Annotated in this window: 13 protein-coding genes, 1 pseudogene and 2 riboswitches; of the genes and pseudogenes, 11 read left to right on the forward strand and 3 right to left on the reverse strand. The window is 40.9% G+C overall.

The window, feature by feature from the left end:
- On the reverse strand, positions 1-798 hold the full coding sequence (locus ACFVSW_RS20570; protein WP_387318480.1) for a glycosyltransferase family 2 protein: 798 nt from the start codon (positions 796-798) through the stop codon (positions 1-3).
- 351 nt (positions 799-1,149) lie between these two features.
- On the opposite strand from ACFVSW_RS20570, the gene ACFVSW_RS20575 reads away from it, so the two are divergent.
- Positions 1,150-1,833 (forward strand): PIG-L deacetylase family protein, encoded by a 684-nt coding sequence (locus ACFVSW_RS20575; protein ID WP_387318481.1) that lies wholly within the window; start codon positions 1,150-1,152, stop codon positions 1,831-1,833.
- Between the two features lie 140 nt (positions 1,834-1,973).
- On the opposite strand, the gene ACFVSW_RS20580 is transcribed toward ACFVSW_RS20575, so the two are convergent.
- Complete coding sequence (locus ACFVSW_RS20580) at positions 1,974-2,804, reverse strand: hypothetical protein (RefSeq protein WP_387318482.1); 831 nt, start codon at positions 2,802-2,804, stop codon at positions 1,974-1,976.
- Between the two features lie 404 nt (positions 2,805-3,208).
- Here ACFVSW_RS20580 and ACFVSW_RS20585 point away from each other — a divergent pair, with 404 nt between their 5' ends.
- The 10 genes and pseudogenes from ACFVSW_RS20585 to ACFVSW_RS20630 form a co-directional block, all read left to right on the forward strand.
- Entirely contained in the window at positions 3,209-4,369 is a 1,161-nt protein-coding gene (locus ACFVSW_RS20585; RefSeq protein ID WP_387318483.1) for a DUF4317 domain-containing protein, read from the forward strand.
- Between the two features lie 250 nt (positions 4,370-4,619).
- Positions 4,620-5,576, forward strand: a complete 957-nt coding sequence (locus tag ACFVSW_RS20590; protein WP_387318484.1) for an AAA family ATPase — start codon at positions 4,620-4,622, stop codon at positions 5,574-5,576.
- A gap of 1 nt (position 5,577) precedes the next feature.
- Positions 5,578-6,795 carry a DUF58 domain-containing protein gene (locus ACFVSW_RS20595; RefSeq protein WP_387318485.1) on the forward strand — a complete coding sequence of 406 codons (1,218 nt, stop codon included), beginning with the start codon at positions 5,578-5,580 and terminating at the stop codon, positions 6,793-6,795.
- The gene (locus ACFVSW_RS20600) at positions 6,795-8,999 is read left to right on the forward strand and encodes a transglutaminase TgpA family protein (protein WP_387318491.1); all 2,205 of its coding nucleotides are present in this window, start codon (positions 6,795-6,797) and stop codon (positions 8,997-8,999) included. Before ACFVSW_RS20595 ends, ACFVSW_RS20600 begins: the two co-directional genes overlap by 1 nt.
- A 37-nt stretch (positions 9,000-9,036) precedes the next feature.
- Positions 9,037-9,140, forward strand: a riboswitch (purine riboswitch).
- Positions 9,141-9,265: 125 nt separating this feature from the next.
- A complete protein-coding gene (guaA, locus tag ACFVSW_RS20605) occupies positions 9,266-10,804 on the forward strand; it encodes a glutamine-hydrolyzing GMP synthase (RefSeq protein WP_387318486.1) in 1,539 nt (512 codons plus the stop codon).
- A gap of 140 nt (positions 10,805-10,944) precedes the next feature.
- A riboswitch (purine riboswitch) is annotated at positions 10,945-11,046 on the forward strand.
- Between the two features lie 113 nt (positions 11,047-11,159).
- Positions 11,160-12,488: an NCS2 family permease gene (locus tag ACFVSW_RS20610; RefSeq protein WP_387318487.1), complete on the forward strand. Its 1,329-nt coding sequence runs from the start codon at positions 11,160-11,162 to the stop codon at positions 12,486-12,488.
- Between the two features lie 140 nt (positions 12,489-12,628).
- Entirely contained in the window at positions 12,629-13,567 is a 939-nt protein-coding gene (locus ACFVSW_RS20615; protein ID WP_387318492.1) for an ABC transporter ATP-binding protein, read from the forward strand.
- A gap of 12 nt (positions 13,568-13,579) precedes the next feature.
- On the forward strand, positions 13,580-14,767 hold the full coding sequence (locus ACFVSW_RS20620) for an ABC transporter permease (RefSeq protein WP_387318488.1): 1,188 nt from the start codon (positions 13,580-13,582) through the stop codon (positions 14,765-14,767).
- Positions 14,760-15,887 (forward strand): ABC transporter permease, encoded by a 1,128-nt coding sequence (locus tag ACFVSW_RS20625; protein WP_387318489.1) that lies wholly within the window; start codon positions 14,760-14,762, stop codon positions 15,885-15,887. The genes ACFVSW_RS20620 and ACFVSW_RS20625 overlap by 8 nt, the downstream gene beginning before the upstream one ends.
- Before the next feature lie 38 nt (positions 15,888-15,925).
- Positions 15,926-16,849 (forward strand): annotated as a pseudogene (locus tag ACFVSW_RS20630) (glucose PTS transporter subunit IIA); the annotation flags it as partial.
- Positions 16,850-16,972: 123 nt separating this feature from the next.
- Here ACFVSW_RS20630 and ACFVSW_RS20635 read toward each other — a convergent pair.
- A complete protein-coding gene (locus ACFVSW_RS20635) occupies positions 16,973-18,457 on the reverse strand; it encodes an ArnT family glycosyltransferase (protein ID WP_387318490.1) in 1,485 nt (494 codons plus the stop codon).
- Between the last annotated feature and the right edge of the window lie 501 nt (positions 18,458-18,958).

Genomic DNA, 18,958 nt, shown 5'->3' on the forward strand with positions numbered 1-18,958 from the left:
TTAGTCCTCAATTATTTTGGGGATAAGTTTTTTCGACAGCAACCAACCATGGCTGTATTCGAAAACTGGTTGATAATGATCTCCCCATCGTTTCAGTGAATCCAGAACAAGCCATTCATACATCTCATTCATAATGGCGAGGTTACTACTCGTATTGCTGCTGTGACGCCGATAATTGTATAGCATATAATCAATCCAATGGATTTTAAAATGCTCAATTAGTCTGTGGTCCATTCTCTGATCTTCCAAGTATCTGCCCTCATATGGATCATCCGTAGGCCAACCTCCAACATACCTTAGTGCGGCTGTTCGATAAAATCTAGGATATGGAACATAATTGGCTAGGATGAACTCGTATTTGTCATCGAAATCACGTCCATATTCCCTGGTTCTCTCATCGATTATCTTTCCGTCCTTATCTTCATAGATAATTCTTTTATTTCCACAAATAAGAGCAACATCATCTGACACTCGTTTTGATTCATTTACAAGTATTTGCAAAGTATCTCGGAATAACCAATCGTCGCTATCGAGCATAAGAAGAAAAGGGGTATCGACATATTTTAATCCTTCATTTTGAGCCTTCGATTGCCCTACATTAATAGGATTGCGAATTAATTTTACCCGGGGATCTTTCAAACGATCTTTTATGGTAGAAAGGCTATTGTCCGTGGATGCATCATCAATGATAATTAATTTCCATTTTTCATATGTTTGTTTAAAAACACTGTCTACTGCTTTCCTAAGATAGTTCCCAGGATTATAGGAAGGAATTAAAACAGTTGCATAAGATTTCACCTGGTTTATCACACCTTTCAAAATTCCATAAAGTTTTGGGTGAAAGTGTTATCATATACCGCAGTATATTCTTGGAAGAACAAAATAGAAATAATTAAAAAACCTAATTGGCTGTTTTATATAATCCGCAAGAATCCTTTGGTAAATAATCTATAACTTCTAAAGAAATGATTAAACCAAATTTCCGTTCATGAGGGTATTTTTTATCTGCTACAAACTGTACATAGAGAACCCCTAAATATTAAAACATTTTCTTCATTTAACACACAGCTTATATGTATTGTTAGCCTATTCCATCATTTATTAGGTGCATAGAATAATATAAATGAATATTTTACAGGGAGTGGTTCAATGCTGGAGTCAGGCCAGGAGCGGATACTAATAATAGCGCCACACGCCGACGATGAAGTTCTTGGTTGTGGTGGTCTTATTGAGAAAGCATGTAAACACGGGAATGTTGTTAAGGTTGTTATTGCAGCAGTAGGACATACTAACTTTCGTCATAATGAAAAAACCATAACCTCAACAACCCGTAAAAGGGAACTAACGAAGGCCTTAAATTATCTTGGATGTACCGATTTTGAAGTGATATATGATGATAAAGACGGATTACTAGATACTGTTCCCCAAAAAGAGCTTGTTACTAAGATTGATAAGTATCTAAATGATTTACGCCCTACGATGGTATTTATACCTTATCCTAGTTTCCATCAAGACCATCGATCCTTATTTCACGCCTGCATGGCGGCGCTGCGTCCTAATCCAAATAATCAATATAAGTTAATCGCCATGTTTGAGTATCCCTTAATGGTTTGGCAATATCCTAAAATTGGAGATTTGGGTGAATTATATCTTGATATAAGTGAAACAGTTAATAAAAAGATAGAAGCCCTACTAAAACATAGGTCACAAATTCGGGAAGAAGATCATTTAATTGCACCAGCAGGGGCTAAAGAATGGGCAAGAAAATGTGGACAAGAAATAGGTGTTGACCATGCGGAAAAATATTATATTCTCCAGGCTAGACTATTATAATATGAAAAATAAGGTATCTTCTTGCTTCCCGGGCGTCATTATGAATTCCCGCTTCATTCTATGAAGTAGTCATTAAATAATTAATATCAATAGCAAAAACCACTTCCTATAAAAATAAGGCGGTGGTTTTTTGTACTAGCTTAACTATTAAGTTTAAGATATTTCCTCCCCTTATGTGGATAGATTCCCTCTGATTGAAACCACTCCCAAAGCAGGGTACCGCCCTTTCGGCCTAAAGCACCACTCATAATAAGTCCAGGAACGATTAATTGGGTTGGTAAGCCTTTTACATAAAAGGTTTTATTGCTATTGAATTCTATTAATACAGTAATCTGGTCAATGATACTGGTGATTTCGAAAAGACTATCCAAGCTTTTCGTACATTGCTTGAAACTCTGTTCAATTTTTTCGACATCTTGTTTGGGACTAAAGCCTTTCTGATGGATTTGCGGGAAGTCCCTCAAAAAAAGAGCGTTCAGCACTTGCTCACAAATTTTCAGGTCAGATACAGCTTCTTTTGAATACTTATCAACGACCGGAAACCAATTTGTGCCAACCCGCTTATCAAGCCACTGGACAAACATTTTTAATTGCGATAGGAAGGTTTCAACTTGTTTTTGGTCGGGGGTAATTCTGGTAACATGAGGTAAGTGGGTGAAAATCAGTTCTTCCCAAAACGGCCGCTTGCACTTTTTCCATGAAGATGGGCAATCATCTTCCAAAACATTGCTCATGAAGTTTGATAAGATACGAAGAAATTCATTGCGGTCTTTGTCGTAGGGGCGTTCGAGTTTATAGCTGATGAAATCCTTCCCATAAAATAAAAAGTGTCCTCGGTACCTCATATCAAACTCAGCACCTATCTTCAAATTTTTCATCATTTCTTCACGCTCTTTTGGATTTTCAAAATGCTTCATTTTTACGGTTACTTGCAGTTTTTCCTCATCACAAATATTGCCAATCTTTTTCATAAATTGAATCAACCTGCTTTCATAGTGATTTTTTTTGAAAGGCTGTTTTAAAGCACATTGTTGATTTTGAGCACAATGTTGATTGGAGTGGAAGGCGCGAGACTCCTGCGGGAGCAGCGGGACAGGTGAGACCCCGCAGGCGCTTTAGCGCCGAGGAGGCTCACCGCCCGCCCCGCGAACCGCTCGCGCCTGGAACGGAAATCAACATTCACTTTTAACACAGACTTTTGAAAAGAAAAGAGAGGTGTAAAGGAGAACTTTGGTGGGACTATTCATTATTATATCGTGATAATAAACGTATAAATGGATAATTTATGTAATTTCAGTGAACAATTAGGCAGTAATAAATCAATGGAGTAATTCTACCTTCCTTTAGTATAATGAGGAAATGGGAGTTGAGATATGTGAATAAAAAAGACATCGCTAATATCCGCAAGCAATTTAAATTAGATAATCATCTGATGAACATTCGTGAAATCTTCAATGTTTATGTTCAGAAAGAATCAGGTGAGGTTTACCATCATGTCAGTCAGCCATTTCAAATGTTAGAGCAGGAAGCACAAGAATTGTTTTTGACAAACTTTAAAAAGGTTTTGACAGGCCATCTCGATGCCAAGGTGTTTGAGCTGAAATTCATGCGGGATGTGGAAGACAGTTCACAAACTATTCTCTTTGAAGGATTACGGGCAGATACCACGGATGATTGGAAAGAATGGATGCTGGAGATCGTCGGAAAAATGTTTGCTCACACTGTGTATGAATTTGATACGGTGGTGACGTTTATCCGGGGAGAATATCGAAAACAAACACGGAAACGGAATTCGGAATCCGAAGAAGGCGGGGATGACGAGGTCTATTCCAACGAGTTTATCCTTTGCAGTCTGAACAAAACTGATCAGCCGAAAAAAGCCTTGACGTTTGATTATATCGAGAAAGAATTCAAATCGTATAACTTCTTTGACCCGATCATTAATTTGGATTCTCCATTGTCAGGATTTCTGTTCCCGGCTTTTAATGATAATGCTGCAGATGTAAATCATATTCTCTATTGCGCAGGTAAAGCAAATCAGCCTGACTTCGGATTTATTGAAGAGGTTCTCAATTGTGAAGAAATCATTACGGCCCAGGAAGATAAGGACTGCTTTGATTTCATCTTAAAAGAGGTGATTGGCGACGAAGTCGATTCCCAAGTCATCTCTAATGTCTATGAGGAAATTGATAAGTTGGTACAGGAGAATAAAGAAAATGAAGAAAGTGAAACCCCTACGTTGGATTCTCGGGATATCGAACGGATCTTAACGGTAAGTGGGGTCGAAAATGTTGAAACGGCCAAAGTGGAACATGCTATCAAAAAGGTAGTGGAAGACGAAAAACATGAATTCAAAGCAAGCAGTTTGGTTCCCAAAACAATCAAAATCAATACGAAGGTGGCCGATGTATCGATCAACCCGAAAGACCTGAAATATGTAAAATATATAATGTACCAAGGAAAACGGTGCCTATTGTTGGAGGTCGATGAAGATGTGGTCGTGGAAGGATTTCGACTAGAATCGGTAGAATTTTAATAGGTTTCATCGAAAAGACAACCAATGCTTGAAAAAATAAAGAGGATGAATTTGAAAGGCGGCAGCCAATCAGATTCATCCTCTTCATTATTTTTCGAGAGTTTTGAAACATTCCCCTTTCCTCCTCCGTCTAATCTTTACGGGGATTTTGAATATTATGTGACTTCTTATACAGGAATTTTCCAGTTAAAGATAGAATACATAGATTGAATGCCATAAAACGGTATAATCCGCTCAAGGAGGTATCACCATGTCCTATGAACAAATGAATCCCACGATAGAAAAGATATTAGCTAACATTGAAATGGTGATGATTGGAAAGAGAAATGTCGCCGAACTTAGTCTTGTTGCTTTGCTGGCAGGGGGCCACGTGCTCTTGGAAGACGTCCCGGGTGTCGGGAAAACGATGATGGTTCGCGCCTTAGCAAAGTCGGTCAATGCGGGCTTCCGCAGAATTCAGTTCACCCCGGACCTGCTGCCATCCGATGTAACCGGAGTTTCGATTTACAATCCGAGAGAGATGGAATTTCAATTCCGTCCGGGCCCGTTAATGGGGAATATTATCCTTGCTGATGAAATTAACCGGACCTCGCCGAAGACTCAGTCGGCGCTGCTGGAAGGGATGGAAGAAGCGAGCATCACGATTGATGGCGTGACCCATAAGTTGAACAAGCCCTTCTTCGTTATGGCGACGCAAAACCCGATTGAGTATGAAGGTACATATCCACTTCCTGAAGCACAGCTCGACCGCTTTTTATTAAAAATGAAAATGGGCTATCCAGATTTGGATGAGGAAATTGAAGTTCTTAACCGTGCCCAAAAGGTGCCGCCAATCGAGGACCTTCATCCTGTTGTTGACCTAGAGGGTCTGCTTGATTTGCAAAAGGAAATCAAGGACGTATTTGTCGACCAGACGATTAAACGTTATATTGTTGACATTGTGAATCGGACAAGGACTCATGGCAGCGTATATCTTGGCGCAAGTCCGAGGGGTTCGATTGCCCTCATGAAAGCAGCCCAAGCCTATAGTTATATGTACGGCCGTGATTATGTGCTTCCGGACGATATTCAATATTTAGCGCCATTTGTCTTATCCCATCGGATTATCCTAAAATCAGAAGCAAAATTCGAGGGCATTTCTGCAGAAGAAGTGGTAAACCGGGTCGTTGCCAGGGTCCCCGTACCGGTGCGAAGGTTAGTGAAGTAACATGAAGAAACTTTGGATTCCATTCAAAAAAGTATGGAAGTTTATCCTGTTGCTTTTTTTGATTCTTTTAACCTTTTCCTATGCGATGTTCCAGGGGGGATTTGTCAGCTGGTTTTTATTCTATAGCTTCCTTCCCTTTGCTGTTTATTGTGTTGCGTTATCCTTCTATTCCTTGAAAGATCTTGAAGTAACAAGGGTTTTGCTGAAAACAGATTACAAAGCCGGCGAGCCATTAAAGGTAATGGTAAGGATCAAAAGGTCAAGAAAGTTTCCGTTATTTTATTTACTAGCTGAAGATATGTTGGATGATGCGTTGAAGTACGCTCCTCAACAACAAAAAGCGAAGGCGCTGCTGCTTCCTGGAGTGAAAAAGGAATTTTCCTATGAATATTCCATTGATGAGCTTCCGCGCGGCGAGCACTATTTTCGTTCGTTCACACTGCGTATTGGCGATCCGCTAGGTTTATTTGAGAAAGAAAAGAAAGTTACGGTTGATGGCAAAATCATTGTCTATCCAGCCTATTCAGAATTTATCTATCGTCCCTTTGAAAACCAGTATGACCAAGGACTGACTGCTTCACGAGAGCGGGTTCAGCGAGACACAACCATGGCGGTGGGGGTAAGGGATTATCAGCCGGGCGACCGTTTTTCCTGGATTAACTGGAAAGCAACGGCAAAGCGGAACGAGATTATGACGAAGGAATTTGAGCAGCGGCAATCGCATGATGTCTTTGTTGTTATGGACTGTGTGCCTGATAAGCGGTTTGAGCCGGTTGTGTCCTTTACGGCATCATTACTGCGGGCGATTTTGAAAAAGGGCGCGCAAACGGGGCTATTAACAATCAGTAAGGAAAGAGCCTCGTTTCCGATTAGGGGCGGGGAGCGGCATCTTCAGGGGCTGTTTTACCACCTTGCCAAAATTGAGGCAAAATGTTTAACCCCATTGGAAAAAGTATTGGAGACTGACGGACTGTTTATCCAGCAATCGGTTTCGTTCATGCTCGTTACGGCCCAATTAACGAAACAGCTGGTTGAAAAAGCAAGTTTTCTTGGCCAAAGAAAAGGGTCGATTACGCTTTTTCTGATAAAAGGTCAAAAAGAAGCGCCAATAGAAAGTGAACGATCGCTCATAGCGATTGCAAATGCACGTGGAGTCCGTGTGATTATGGTCCATGAAGGCGAATTCGCTGCAGCCTTTTCGGGGGTGAGTGTACGGTGATGAAAAGGGACTTTCCAGCACTGCTATTATACACGTTTGGGTTCCTGCTTTTGTGGGAATGGCTTAGACCTGTTGAACAATTAACAGCAACGGGTAATATTGAAACCTTCATTGTTTTCCTGCTTATCTCCTTTGCCTTATCCTTTCTTCAGATGAAGTGGGTTTGGCAGGGGATCGTCAAAGTGGTATTTATCTTGTTTTCTATTCATCGCTTTTATTATGATGAAGGGTTCTTCAAGTTTAGCTGGCTGATGTCATTTGTGAAAGATTTGGTGAATAATATCAGTTTGCTATTTGCTAGGCAGTGGAACGATTTATCCAATGAATTTCGCACGCTTTTATTTTTTATCCTGCTGTGGCTAATGGTGTACTTAATTCATTATTGGCTGTTAAATCGGCAAAGAATTTTTATCTTTTTCTTTATGACCTTAGTTTATATTACTGTTCTCGATACGTTTACTCTCTATAGCGCCAATGCAGCGATTGTCCGGACGGTTGTCATCGGGTTTGCCGTAATGGGAATGCTGACCTATTACCGGATTATCCGGAAGGAAAAGGTGAACAGTACTCCGTCCTTTCTAAGAAAATGGATGGTTCCTGTTGCGGGGATGATTGCTGTTAGTGTTCTTATTGGCATTGCCTCCCCTAAGGCGGCACCAATATGGCCGGATCCGGTTCCGTATTTCACGGCGGCGAAAGACACTGGCGGAAAAGATGGCAATGGGGGCATAAGCCGGATCGGTTATGGGTCGAATGATGAACGATTAGGCGGGCCGTTTATTGGTGATAATAATCCCGTTTTCACGGTTAAAGCCAGTGGCAAAAACTATTGGAAGGTTGAAACAAAGGAAGAGTATACTGGAAAAGGGTGGATTCCTTCGGGTTCAACACCGATTACCTTTATGGAAGGTTATTTGACTCCTGTTTATGGTATTCCGAATAAAGTGAAAACAATAAATGAATCGGCTACGGTGTCTTTTAACAACAATTCATTATCCAATACGTTTTTAGTTTATCCAGCGGGAATTCAAAAAATCCTGCAAGTGGAACCGAAAGCCCCACAACCTTACACGTTCCAGTTCGATTCGACAAAAGAAAAGATTACCGCTGTAAACAGTGGTATTAGAAACTATCGAGTAGAATTTGGTGTTCCAAAGTATAAGGCGCTCGATTTAAGGGAAACCACAGGGTATGACCCTTCAAGCATGAATGCTGAATTTTATCAAAGATATACCCAGTTACCTGAGGAGCTGCCGCCAAGAATTAAGGAGCTCACCGAAGAAATTACCGCCGGAAAAGATAATTGGTTTGATAAAGCTCGGGCGGTTGAAAGGTATTTTGGTAATACGGAATATACTTATGATCAAAAGAAGGTTGCATTGCCGGGGGAACAGGATGACTATGTCGATCAGTTTTTGTTTGACACGAAGCAAGGCTATTGCGATAATTTTTCCACTTCGATGGCTGTCATGCTCCGAACAATTGGGATTCCAACCCGCTGGGTAAAGGGATTTACCGGCGGAGATTTTATCGAATACAGCAATGATGGAGAATCGAAGCAGATTTACCAAATTACGAATAACAATGCCCACTCCTGGGTGGAAGTATTTTTACCAAACCAAGGCTGGGTTCCATTTGAACCGACGAAGGGATTCACGAATGAGATTAATGTTGACTATACAACAGGCCAGACTTCATCTAACAACCAGACTCCTCCTCCTGCTCCGGTGAAGAAGCCGCAGCAGAAAGACTTGGAGGAAACCAGCAAGCCTAAAAATGAAGAAAAGTCCTTTGATTTCAATAAGTTATGGAAAAACATCCAATTATTTTTGAAAAACAATTGGAAGCTGATCATGTTAGTGATTATTCTTTTGGCGGGTATGGCAGGAATCCTTTATCGGATTCGCGGTAAGTGGTTTCCATATGTTTTAATGCTGCGGTACCGCTTTAAGAACAAGGACGAGTCTTTTGGTACTGCCTACTTAGTTTTATTAAACCAACTGGATCGCTTTGGCATCAAGCGGAAGAACAACCAGACGCTAAGGAGCTATGCCAGCTATATCGATTCGTTTTATTCAACGCGGGAGATGACCCGATTGACGAACCTTTACGAACAATATATCTATCATCAGCAACTGCCAAAGGGAACATGGAAAGAGAACTATAAATTGTGGAAAAATTTAATTAAAAGGACAATCGCTTGACCGGAAAAACAACCTATTGTTACAATATGTCTTATTAATTGAATGAGTTTGTTACCTTCATATATCCTCGAAAATAAGGTTCGAGAGTCTCTACCGGGTCGCCACTGTAATGGCCTGACTATGAAGGCAGAATTTTTCTGTCTACCATTTTTATGAGATAACTAGAATTCTGCCTTCCTGATATTTTATTGGAGGGGAGAATTCTAGTTTTTTTATTTCCATTTTAGTAAAAGCTATAATAACTTTAAAAAATTGAGGTGGCTGTTTTGACGGATAAGCAAGATATAATTGTTGTTTTAGACTTTGGAAGCCAATATAATCAGCTGATTACACGCCGAATTCGTGAGTTCGGTGTCTATAGTGAGCTGCATCCGCATACGATTACCGCGGAAGAAATTCGCAAAATGAATCCGAAGGGGATTATTTTTTCAGGCGGTCCGAACAGTGTCTATGATGAAAATTCATTCCGCTGCGATGAAGCCATTTTTGAAATGGGCCTGCCGATTCTTGGAATCTGCTATGGAATGCAGCTGATGACTGTTCATTTCAACGGCAAGGTTGAAAAAGCAAAGCATAGTGAATACGGAAAAGCGACCATGACAATAGAGAATCAATCAGCATTATTTAACGGTCAGCCAAGTGAGCAGACTGTGTGGATGAGCCATGGTGACCTTGTTGTTGAAGCTCCGGAAGGGTTTACGGTCGACGGCACCAACCCATCCTGCCCGATAGCGGCAATGAGTGATGAAGCACGAAAGCTTTACGGAGTGCAGTTTCACCCTGAAGTGCTCCACTCCGTTTACGGGAATGAGCTTCTCAAGAATTTTGTGTTTAATGTCTGTGCATGCAGCGGCGATTGGTCCATGGAAAGCTTCATTGAAATAGAAATCGCGAAGATTCGTGAGACAGCGGGCGATAAAAAGGTTCTTTGCGCCTTAAGCGGCGGAGTCGACTCCTCTGTTGTCGCTGTTCTCATCCATAAAGCGATTGGCGACCAGCTGACATGTATTTTTGTCGACCATGGTCTGCTTCGGAAAAATGAAGCGGAAAACGTAATGAAGACCTTCACGGAAGGCTTCCAAATAAACGTGATCAAGGTGGATGCGAAGGACCGATTCTTATCGAAGCTTGAAGGTGTTTCCGATCCGGAGAAAAAACGGAAAATTATCGGTAACGAATTTATATATGTGTTTGATGATGAAGCCGCGAAGCTCGAGGGGATTGAGTTTTTAGCCCAAGGAACGCTTTACACGGACATCATTGAAAGCGGGACAGCAACAGCACAAACGATTAAATCCCATCACAATGTCGGCGGGCTGCCGGAAGATATGCAGTTTACCTTAATTGAACCGCTAAGCACCTTGTTTAAGGATGAGGTTCGCGCGCTGGGTACGGAGCTCGGAATTCCTGACGATATCGTTTGGAGACAGCCGTTCCCTGGACCTGGTCTCGGCATTCGCGTGCTCGGAGCAATTTCTGAGGATAAGCTGGAAATTGTCCGCGAATCAGATTGGATCCTCCGTGAGGAAATTAAAAAAGCCGGACTTGACCGCGAAATCTGGCAATATTTCACGGTACTTCCGGACATTCGCAGTGTCGGTGTCATGGGGGATGCACGAACATATGATTATACCATCGGCATCCGTGCGGTTACTTCGATTGATGGAATGACCTCCGATTGGGCGCGGATTCCGTGGGATGTACTTGAGGTCATCTCAACTCGGATTGTGAATGAGGTAGCGCACGTCAATCGCATTGTTTATGATATCACCTCAAAGCCGCCAGCAACGATTGAGTGGGAATAACAAAAGCGGAAGCGCCCGTTTAGCGGCGTATGGGTATACTTTTTAAATTGAAATACGAACGATGTTATTTTTTTATATAATATCGTTCGTATTTTTTGTTTACAAGTTGGGTATTTCCTGCTAAAATAAAAAACGTAAACAAAGTAATCATATAATTGCATCGTATAATGTTGGGAATATGGCCCAAAAGTTTCTACCGAGCCACCGTAAATGGCTTGACTACGAGGCAGTGTTTTGAATAAAGAGGCAGATGTCTTTTCCTCTATTTATTGCACATGCCTAAAGTCACGCTCCGGTAGATTAACCGTGAGCGTTTTTTTGCGTAAAAAACAATAGATTCATAGGGGGAAGACAGATGCAGAAATATTTTGAGTTTGAGAAATATGGGACCAATTATCGCAGAGAGATTATCGGTGGATTTACCACATTCTTGGCGATGGCATATATCCTGGTGGTAAATCCAATAACATTATCACTGGCCGCTGTAGAAGATTTCCCTGATGCATTAAGAATGGATTATGGAGCCGTATTTGTCGCAACTGCCCTAGCCGCTGCGATTGGCTCGATTATCATGGGACTGATCGGCAAGTATCCAATGGCCTTGGCACCGGGGATGGGATTAAACGCCTTTTTTGCCTTTACGGTTGTTTTAGGCAGTGGGATTCCGTGGCAGCATGCACTGGGTGCCGTGTTGATTTCCGGAGTGTTTTTCTTCTTACTTACGTTAACGGGGCTTCGTGAAAAAATTATTAATGCCATTCCCATCGATTTAAAGTATGCGGTTGGAGCGGGAATTGGCTTATTTATTACCTTTGTTGGGTTGCAAAGCGCCCATATTATTGTCAAAAATGATGCCACACTTGTTGGCTTAGGTGATTTAACTTCAGGCCCAGCACTGCTGGCAATTTTCGGGATTGTTGTATCTGTCATTATGATGACGCGGGGAATTAAAGGTGCTGTATTTTATGGGATGATCTTAACGGTCATTGTTGGAATGATTTTTGGAGAAATTAAAGTACCACATCAAGTAGTTGGCCAGGTTCCAAGTATAGCGCCAACCTTTGGGGCTGCGTTTTCCTCGTTTGGCGACAGCTCGTTTTACACGACAGCGATGCTGGGAATTATTCTTACGTTCTTGTTTGTCGATTTCTTTGATAATGCCGGTACGCTTGTTGCCGTCGCTAGTCAAGCAGGTCTTATGAAAGATAATAAGCTTCCTCGCGCAGGAAGAGCATTAATTTCTGATTCAGTTGCAACGAGTGTTGGTGCCGTTCTTGGGACATCAACAACTACCTCATTCATCGAGTCATCAGCGGGGGTTGCTGCTGGTGCGAGAACAGGATTTGCTTCATTAGTTACAGCAGGATTGTTTATCTTATCGCTCTTTTTCTTTCCATTACTATCAGTCGTCACTGCACCTGTGACAGCGCCAGCGTTAGTGATTGTTGGGGTGTTGATGGTTTCTTCATTAGGAAAAATTAACTGGAAACAGTTTGAAATTGCTGTTCCGGCATTCCTAACAATGATTGCGATGCCGCTAACCTATAGTATTGCGACAGGGATTGCGATGGGCTTTATCTTTTATCCAATTACAATGGTTGTCAAAGGGCGGACAAAAGAAATTCACCCAATTATGTACGTATTCTTTGTGATTTTTGTACTGTATTTTATCTTCTTAAAATAGTGAGTGAAAGGGAACTGCAGCTGATGCAGTTCCCTGTTTTATTTTTTCAAAGTGACACCGATTTACAAATTTCTCCATAGCGCTTCGGTATGATTGGGAGTGGAAGTTATGATTGAAATAAGGAGTGGTTGCTGATGAACATGCTAACCGTTCAGGATTTGCGAAAAAGCTTTGGGAATTTTGAAGCAGTAAAGGGCGTAAACTTTTCAATGGAAAAAGGGGAATCATACGGGCTGCTCGGACCAAACGGAGCAGGAAAGTCAACGACGATTAATATGATAACCGGGTTGTTCCCGCCAAACTCGGGTGAAATTCAGATAAAAGACATCGATGTCATTAAAAACCCAAAGCAGGCACAGAAATGGATTGGTGTCGTCCCCCAGGAGATTGCGCTTTATCAAGCCATGTCGGCGCGGGAAAATTTAAAGTTTTGGGGGAGGATGTACGATCTATCCGGTAGTGAGCTTGAAAAAAGTGTTGATCGTGTCCTTGAGATTATTGGATTAACAGAACGGGCGAAAGACAAAGTCGAGACCTTTTCCGGCGGGATGAAGCGGCGTGTCAATATCGGTGCGGCCATTTTACATAGTCCGGAATTATTAATCATGGATGAGCCGACCGTCGGTATCGATCCGCAATCTAGAAATCACATTCTAGAAACTGTTAAGCACTTAAATGGCGAAGGAATGACGATAATTTATACCAGTCATTATATGGAGGAAGTTGAGTACCTTTGCGAACGGATTGGGATTGTCGACCATGGTCAGTTAATCGCCTCTGGTACCTTAAGTGAACTTCGGGAAACCATAGGCGATCATTCAAAAATCATCCTATCAATTGATAAAGACAGTTCGAATCTGGATGGACTTGCTCAGTCATTAACAAGACTTTTTCCAGCAAAAGATATTCAAATTCAAGAACATCAAGTAATGGTCTTTCATAAAGAACCACAGCTTATTTTAACTGATTTTATCCAGTCGGTAGCAAAAACAGGCACGAAGATTACATCTGTAAATATCGTCGAGCCCAATCTCGAAAGTGTCTTTTTACATTTAACCGGCCGGAATTTACGGGATTAGGGGGCGGGTGCGATGAGATTTTTGTGGCTGGCGGTGAAGGATTTGACGCTTGTCGCTCGTGATAAAAAGGCTTTTTTAACCTTGATCATGATGCCGCTGCTGTTAATTGCCATCTTAGGCTCAGCATTTGGCAATATGATGAAAGAAGACGAAGCGGTTTCGATTAAAAAGTTTACACTCGGCGTCGTTAATTTAGACCAAGGTCAGCTGAGTAGAGTATTAACCGAAGAAGTGTTTTCAAAGAATTTATCTAAGCAAATCGCAGTGAAGTATTACCAGGAAGATGAACTATATAAAAAGATTCAAGACCACAAACTTGAAATTGGGATTGTGATTGACAAAGATTTCACCGAATCATTGATGTCAGGAAAAGGAACGAAGGTACAACTTTTAACGGTGCCTGACACCGTTATTAAGGCAACCATCGTTCAAAACGTGATTGAGCAGTTTTCCCGTTTGGTTCCGATTGAAGCGGTCGTTTCACAAATGTCCCAGCCTGTTCAGGCGGGAAATCAAGGTGGGATTGACATAGAAGGTTATGGTAAGAAGCCGCTGATAAATGAAACCACTATCGATGCGAAAACAAAGCCGGTTAGTTCGTTTCAATATTACGCAGCCGCCATGGGTGTGATGTTTTTATTGATGACGGTCGTCGAAGGTGTTTCTACCATGGTGCTCGAGAAGGAACAGGAAGTGTTTAATCGCTTGCTGCTTACGAACTTGACCTACTCCAATTATCTGCTCGGAAAAATGCTTGGATTAATCACTATTTGTTTGACGCAAGCCTTTATCATTATTCTCGGTACCAGCCTGCTTTTTGGAGTTGATTGGGGAGCTTCTGTTTCCGGTATTATCGTGATGACCTTAGCATTTGTGATCAATGCGAGCGGACTCGGTGTGTTGGTAGGCTCATTGATGAAGACGGAAAAATCGTTTGGTGTTGCTGGGATGCTTGGTACACAAATTATGGCCGCTTTAGGTGGAAGTATGGTTCCCCTTTATGTTTTTCCGGATTGGGTCGTGTTCATCACAAAGTTTCTGCCAAATGGACTTGCGTTGCAAACATATTTAGATTTAATGTCAGGTGCAGTCATTTCAAAGATCCTGCCGGCAATCGCCGCATCGGTTGGAATGGGCTTATTCTTCTTCGCGATTGGCTTAATTCGCCTTTCATTGGAAAGGAGAGGTAAATATGCGTAAAATTCGGACGATTCTACTCCGTCGATTGAAGGAGTTTTATAAATCCCCTGGAGTATTGGTGCTCATGTTCGTCATGCCTGCCCTCTTTAGTTTGATCTTTGGGGGTATGACCATGAATTCGGAACAGAATAAACCAATTGTTAACGTTGTCCTTAGTGATACTGGAAACAGCAAGCAAATTCTAAACCTATTATCGAAGGACCACCATTATGAATGGAAAAAGGTAACGAGACAACAGGCTGAAAAAAACGTCGCCGCTCAGGATGTTGCCGCCGCCGTGGTGATTCCTGATGATATTGGGAAAAGAATTTCAGCGAATGAGCCATTATTAGACATTATCGTGCAACGGAAAAATGAAAGCTATCTTGCTTTGTCCGCCCATTTAGAGGGTACGGCAGGACTTGTTCTCCGTTCTTATCAGGCTACTTCAAAACTAGAAGCTGATGCTTTTCCAAAAGTGCTCGAGACAATCACGAATAATAAGGGCGTGACGGTTGAAAAGCAGACGATTCAAAAGGATAAGCAAAACAATGTGGAAGCTAATTTAATGTTTGTTGGTTTTGCCATCATGTTTATGATGTTTGGTCTATCGGGAGCAGCCTCGACCATTCTTGAGGAACGAATGGGCGGTACTTGGGGGAGACTGATGATTTCACCTGCCAGCAAACTGCAAATTATTCTCGGTTACCTCTTAGCGTACTTTTTCATGGGGTGGATTCAGTTCGCGGTGCTGATGACGACGATGAACTTGATGTTTGCAACAACATGGGGAAAATTAACCTATTTAATTCCGTTTGCTTCGGTTGTGATTTTAAGTGTTGTTGGCTTCGGCCTCATGATTGCCGGACTCGTCAAAACAAAGCAACAAGCCTCGGCAATCAGCGCTGTTTTAATCGTCAGCACTTGTATGCTCGGCGGGGTTTATTGGCCGATTGATATTGTCCCGGAGATCATGCAGAAAATTGCCTTAGGCGTACCACAAAGCTGGGCGATGTCAGGTTTTAAGGAAATCATCAGTGGAAGTCTCCATTCTGCCACCCTTGTAAAGGATACACTGGCGTTGGTTGGTTTCTCTGCTTTATTCTTTTTCATTGGCTTACGCGGAATTAAATTTGAATAATATGATCATGGCGTTTCTTCAAAAATCTGTCGAAATGGTGGATTGCTATTATACTAGGACTTTGTTTCGCAGTAATTTATTATTTTGTCTTCCGATTCGCAATCACTAAATTTAATTTAATGACTCCAGGCCGGGAAGCGGTAGAATAAGAGAAAGTAAGTAATAAGGGAAATGCAGGAGATTTGCCTTATAGTATCCTTAATGCCATGGGTGGGCAGGAAAACATTGCCCATCTTGATGCTTGTATTACCCGTCTGCGTGTTTCAGTAAATGATGTCAAGAATGTTGATAAAGAAGAGTTGAAAAAGCTGGGTGCAGCAGGTGTCCTAGAAGTGGGAAACAACATTCAAGCCATCTTTGGACCGGGTTCGGAAACAATCAAGAGTCAAATGAAAGATATAATAGAAGGAAAAAGACTTCGTGTAGTCGAAAAAGCACCGGAAAAAGGCGTTGTACAACAGATTGAGGAAGTAATTCCTGATGCCCTTCAAAATGACCTTGATGGTGAAGAAGTATTTGCTGCACCTCTTAAAGGGGAAATCAAACCGATTACAGAAGTACCGGATCAAGTATTTGCCGGCAAAATGATGGGTGACGGCTTTGCGATTGTACCGGAAGAAGGTATGGTGGTTTCGCCTGTCAATGGTAAAATTGTGAACCTATTCCCGACGAAACATGCGATTGGGATACTATCTGATGGCGGGCGTGAAATTCTAATCCATGTCGGTATCGATACCGTCAACTTAAAAGGTCAAGGGTTTGAAACGTTAGTTTCCGAAAATGATCGTATTGAAATCGGTCAGCCATTATTAAAAATGGATCTGGATTATATTAAAGAACATGCAACCTCAACGATTACGCCAATTGTCTTTACTAATTTAGCTGAAGGTGAAAAGGTGGTCATTGAAAAATCAGGTCTTGTGGACTTGAAACAAGAAGGAATTATTAAGATTAGAAAATAAGCAATAGCCGGCTGAGGGGCCGGCTATTCTTACTGTGCAATCTTGCAACTACGTCTTTGTCTCTGACTTTTCTTTAGGGACTCGATAATCAGTGGATTTCATGAAGAGCATTTAGAAGCTCCCTTAGTCCAGAACTAGTTGGTCATCCTCCTGTAACTTTAAATTTTTTCGGACGATATACCCCCAGTTATTTGATGCAACGACAATTAAGTTGTTTGATTTCAATATTTCATCCGTATACTTCCTTTTTTTTAGTAAGAGCAATGCACCATCAGTTTGCAGAAAATCATTCAAATCTCCATCCTCTACATTAAAATCACCATATAACTTTGCTGTTAATACAATATTTTGTTCCCACTCTGGTTTGCCTGTTGGGTGATACATAAATAAGCTCTTTCCCTTTAGCTCCTCCATCTTATGTAAGGACTGAATTAAACTAAGGTGAAATTTGGGGGTTTGGTTATTTAAATGTAATAGAATCCTCCATTCGTAATGAACAGAAATCATAATAACGAAAAATACAAGAAACGCTTTGCTTATTAATTTTCCATTTAGCAAAAGTCTGCTTCCCATAATACCAATGAGAATTGCTAACGGAGGATATACAGGCAAAATATACCATCTAATTTTCGTTTTAACAAAAGTAAAAAGTAAAAATGGGATCAGTAGCCACAAACCAATACCGATAATAGTGGCCCTTTTTTTCGTTTTAAGAAAATCAAATGATAAATCCTTAAAAAAATAAACAAACACCAGTCCAACCAGGAGAATAAGCCAAAACTTAAAAAATCTCCAAAATACTTGAAAATAGAAAAATTTCCCGCCAACATGCCCTTCGATAGGAGAGGAAGACCTGTGCAGCAGGTCGTAGTTGATCATTGTCTTAAAAAATTCAATACCATCGTATTGGTACCTTAAACTCCCCCATATAATAATAGGAAGGAACATGCAATGTAATAACAATAGCCACTTTACTGAAGTGAGTCTTTTCCACCTCCCGTTTAATAAGAGATATAACCCAATAATGCCCGCGATATTACCTGCGTGCCAGCTTTTTGTTAAAAAGGCGAGTGCAAAGGCAACACCTGACAGATATAACCAAATGTCTCCTTGTTCACTCAGCAAAAGTGAAATGATCGCAAATGTAAAGAAAAAAACAAAAAGTGAATCGGCGTCACCTGTTCTCGCACTATGATTAATTAATAGTTGTGTGCACGTAGTTAAGGTTAGCGTTGTAAGCATTGAAGCGATTTTCCCGAATGTTTTGTATGTGAATGCAGCAGTAACAATAATGGTAAGCATGGCAGAAATAGCTGAGAAAAGTCTTAGTCCATAAGCGTTGAAACCTGCTAGATTAAAGCCAGCAATATTTGCCCAGAAACTGAGTGGAGGTTTTAAATTCCAATAATCGATGCTATTCATATATGTACTGACAATGTAGTTTCCTTTTTTAAACATTTCATACGCATTAATCCCATGCCTTGCCTCATCCCAACTGTAAATCGGAAAATCCCCTAACTTATAGAAAATGTTAAAAAAGGCTAGTGTGAACAGAAACATCATGACGAGAAAATAAAGGTTGAAAAGTTTTCGGATTGAACGGTACATCTGTTTCTCCTTTTTACGTTTATTTCAATAAATAGTAGATAAAAAACGTCTTTATTAAGAGGATCTATAGCTGAAATTTGGACTCTAACCACTTATTTAATCTGATTCCCAATGCTGATAAATCCCATTCACTTTCTAATATGTATTATGTGGAAATAGCAAAGGGTTCTGTTATTTAAAAAGATATGAAAAAAGGTTGACGCTAAGATTCGATAGTGCTATTATATTAAAGCAGTCGTTAATGACTAGTTAACAACACGAAGTTATTAAAAAATACTTTTAAAAAGATGTTGACGAAAGATTGACGGCATGATATAGTAGTAAAGTTGCTTCTGAACGAAGTAACAAACTTGCTCTTTGAAAACTAAACAAACAAAAACGTCAACAAACAATATTTTTAGTTTCTTTTATGAAACTAAGCCAACGTAACAAATGAGCTAATCAACTTTCTTGGAGAGTTTGATCCTGGCTCAGGACGAACGCTGGCGGCGTGCCTAATAC

The organism is Neobacillus sp. NPDC058068 (genome assembly GCF_042885335.1).
In the GTDB taxonomy this organism is placed as follows: Bacteria; Bacillota; Bacilli; order Bacillales; family Cytobacillaceae; genus Neobacillus.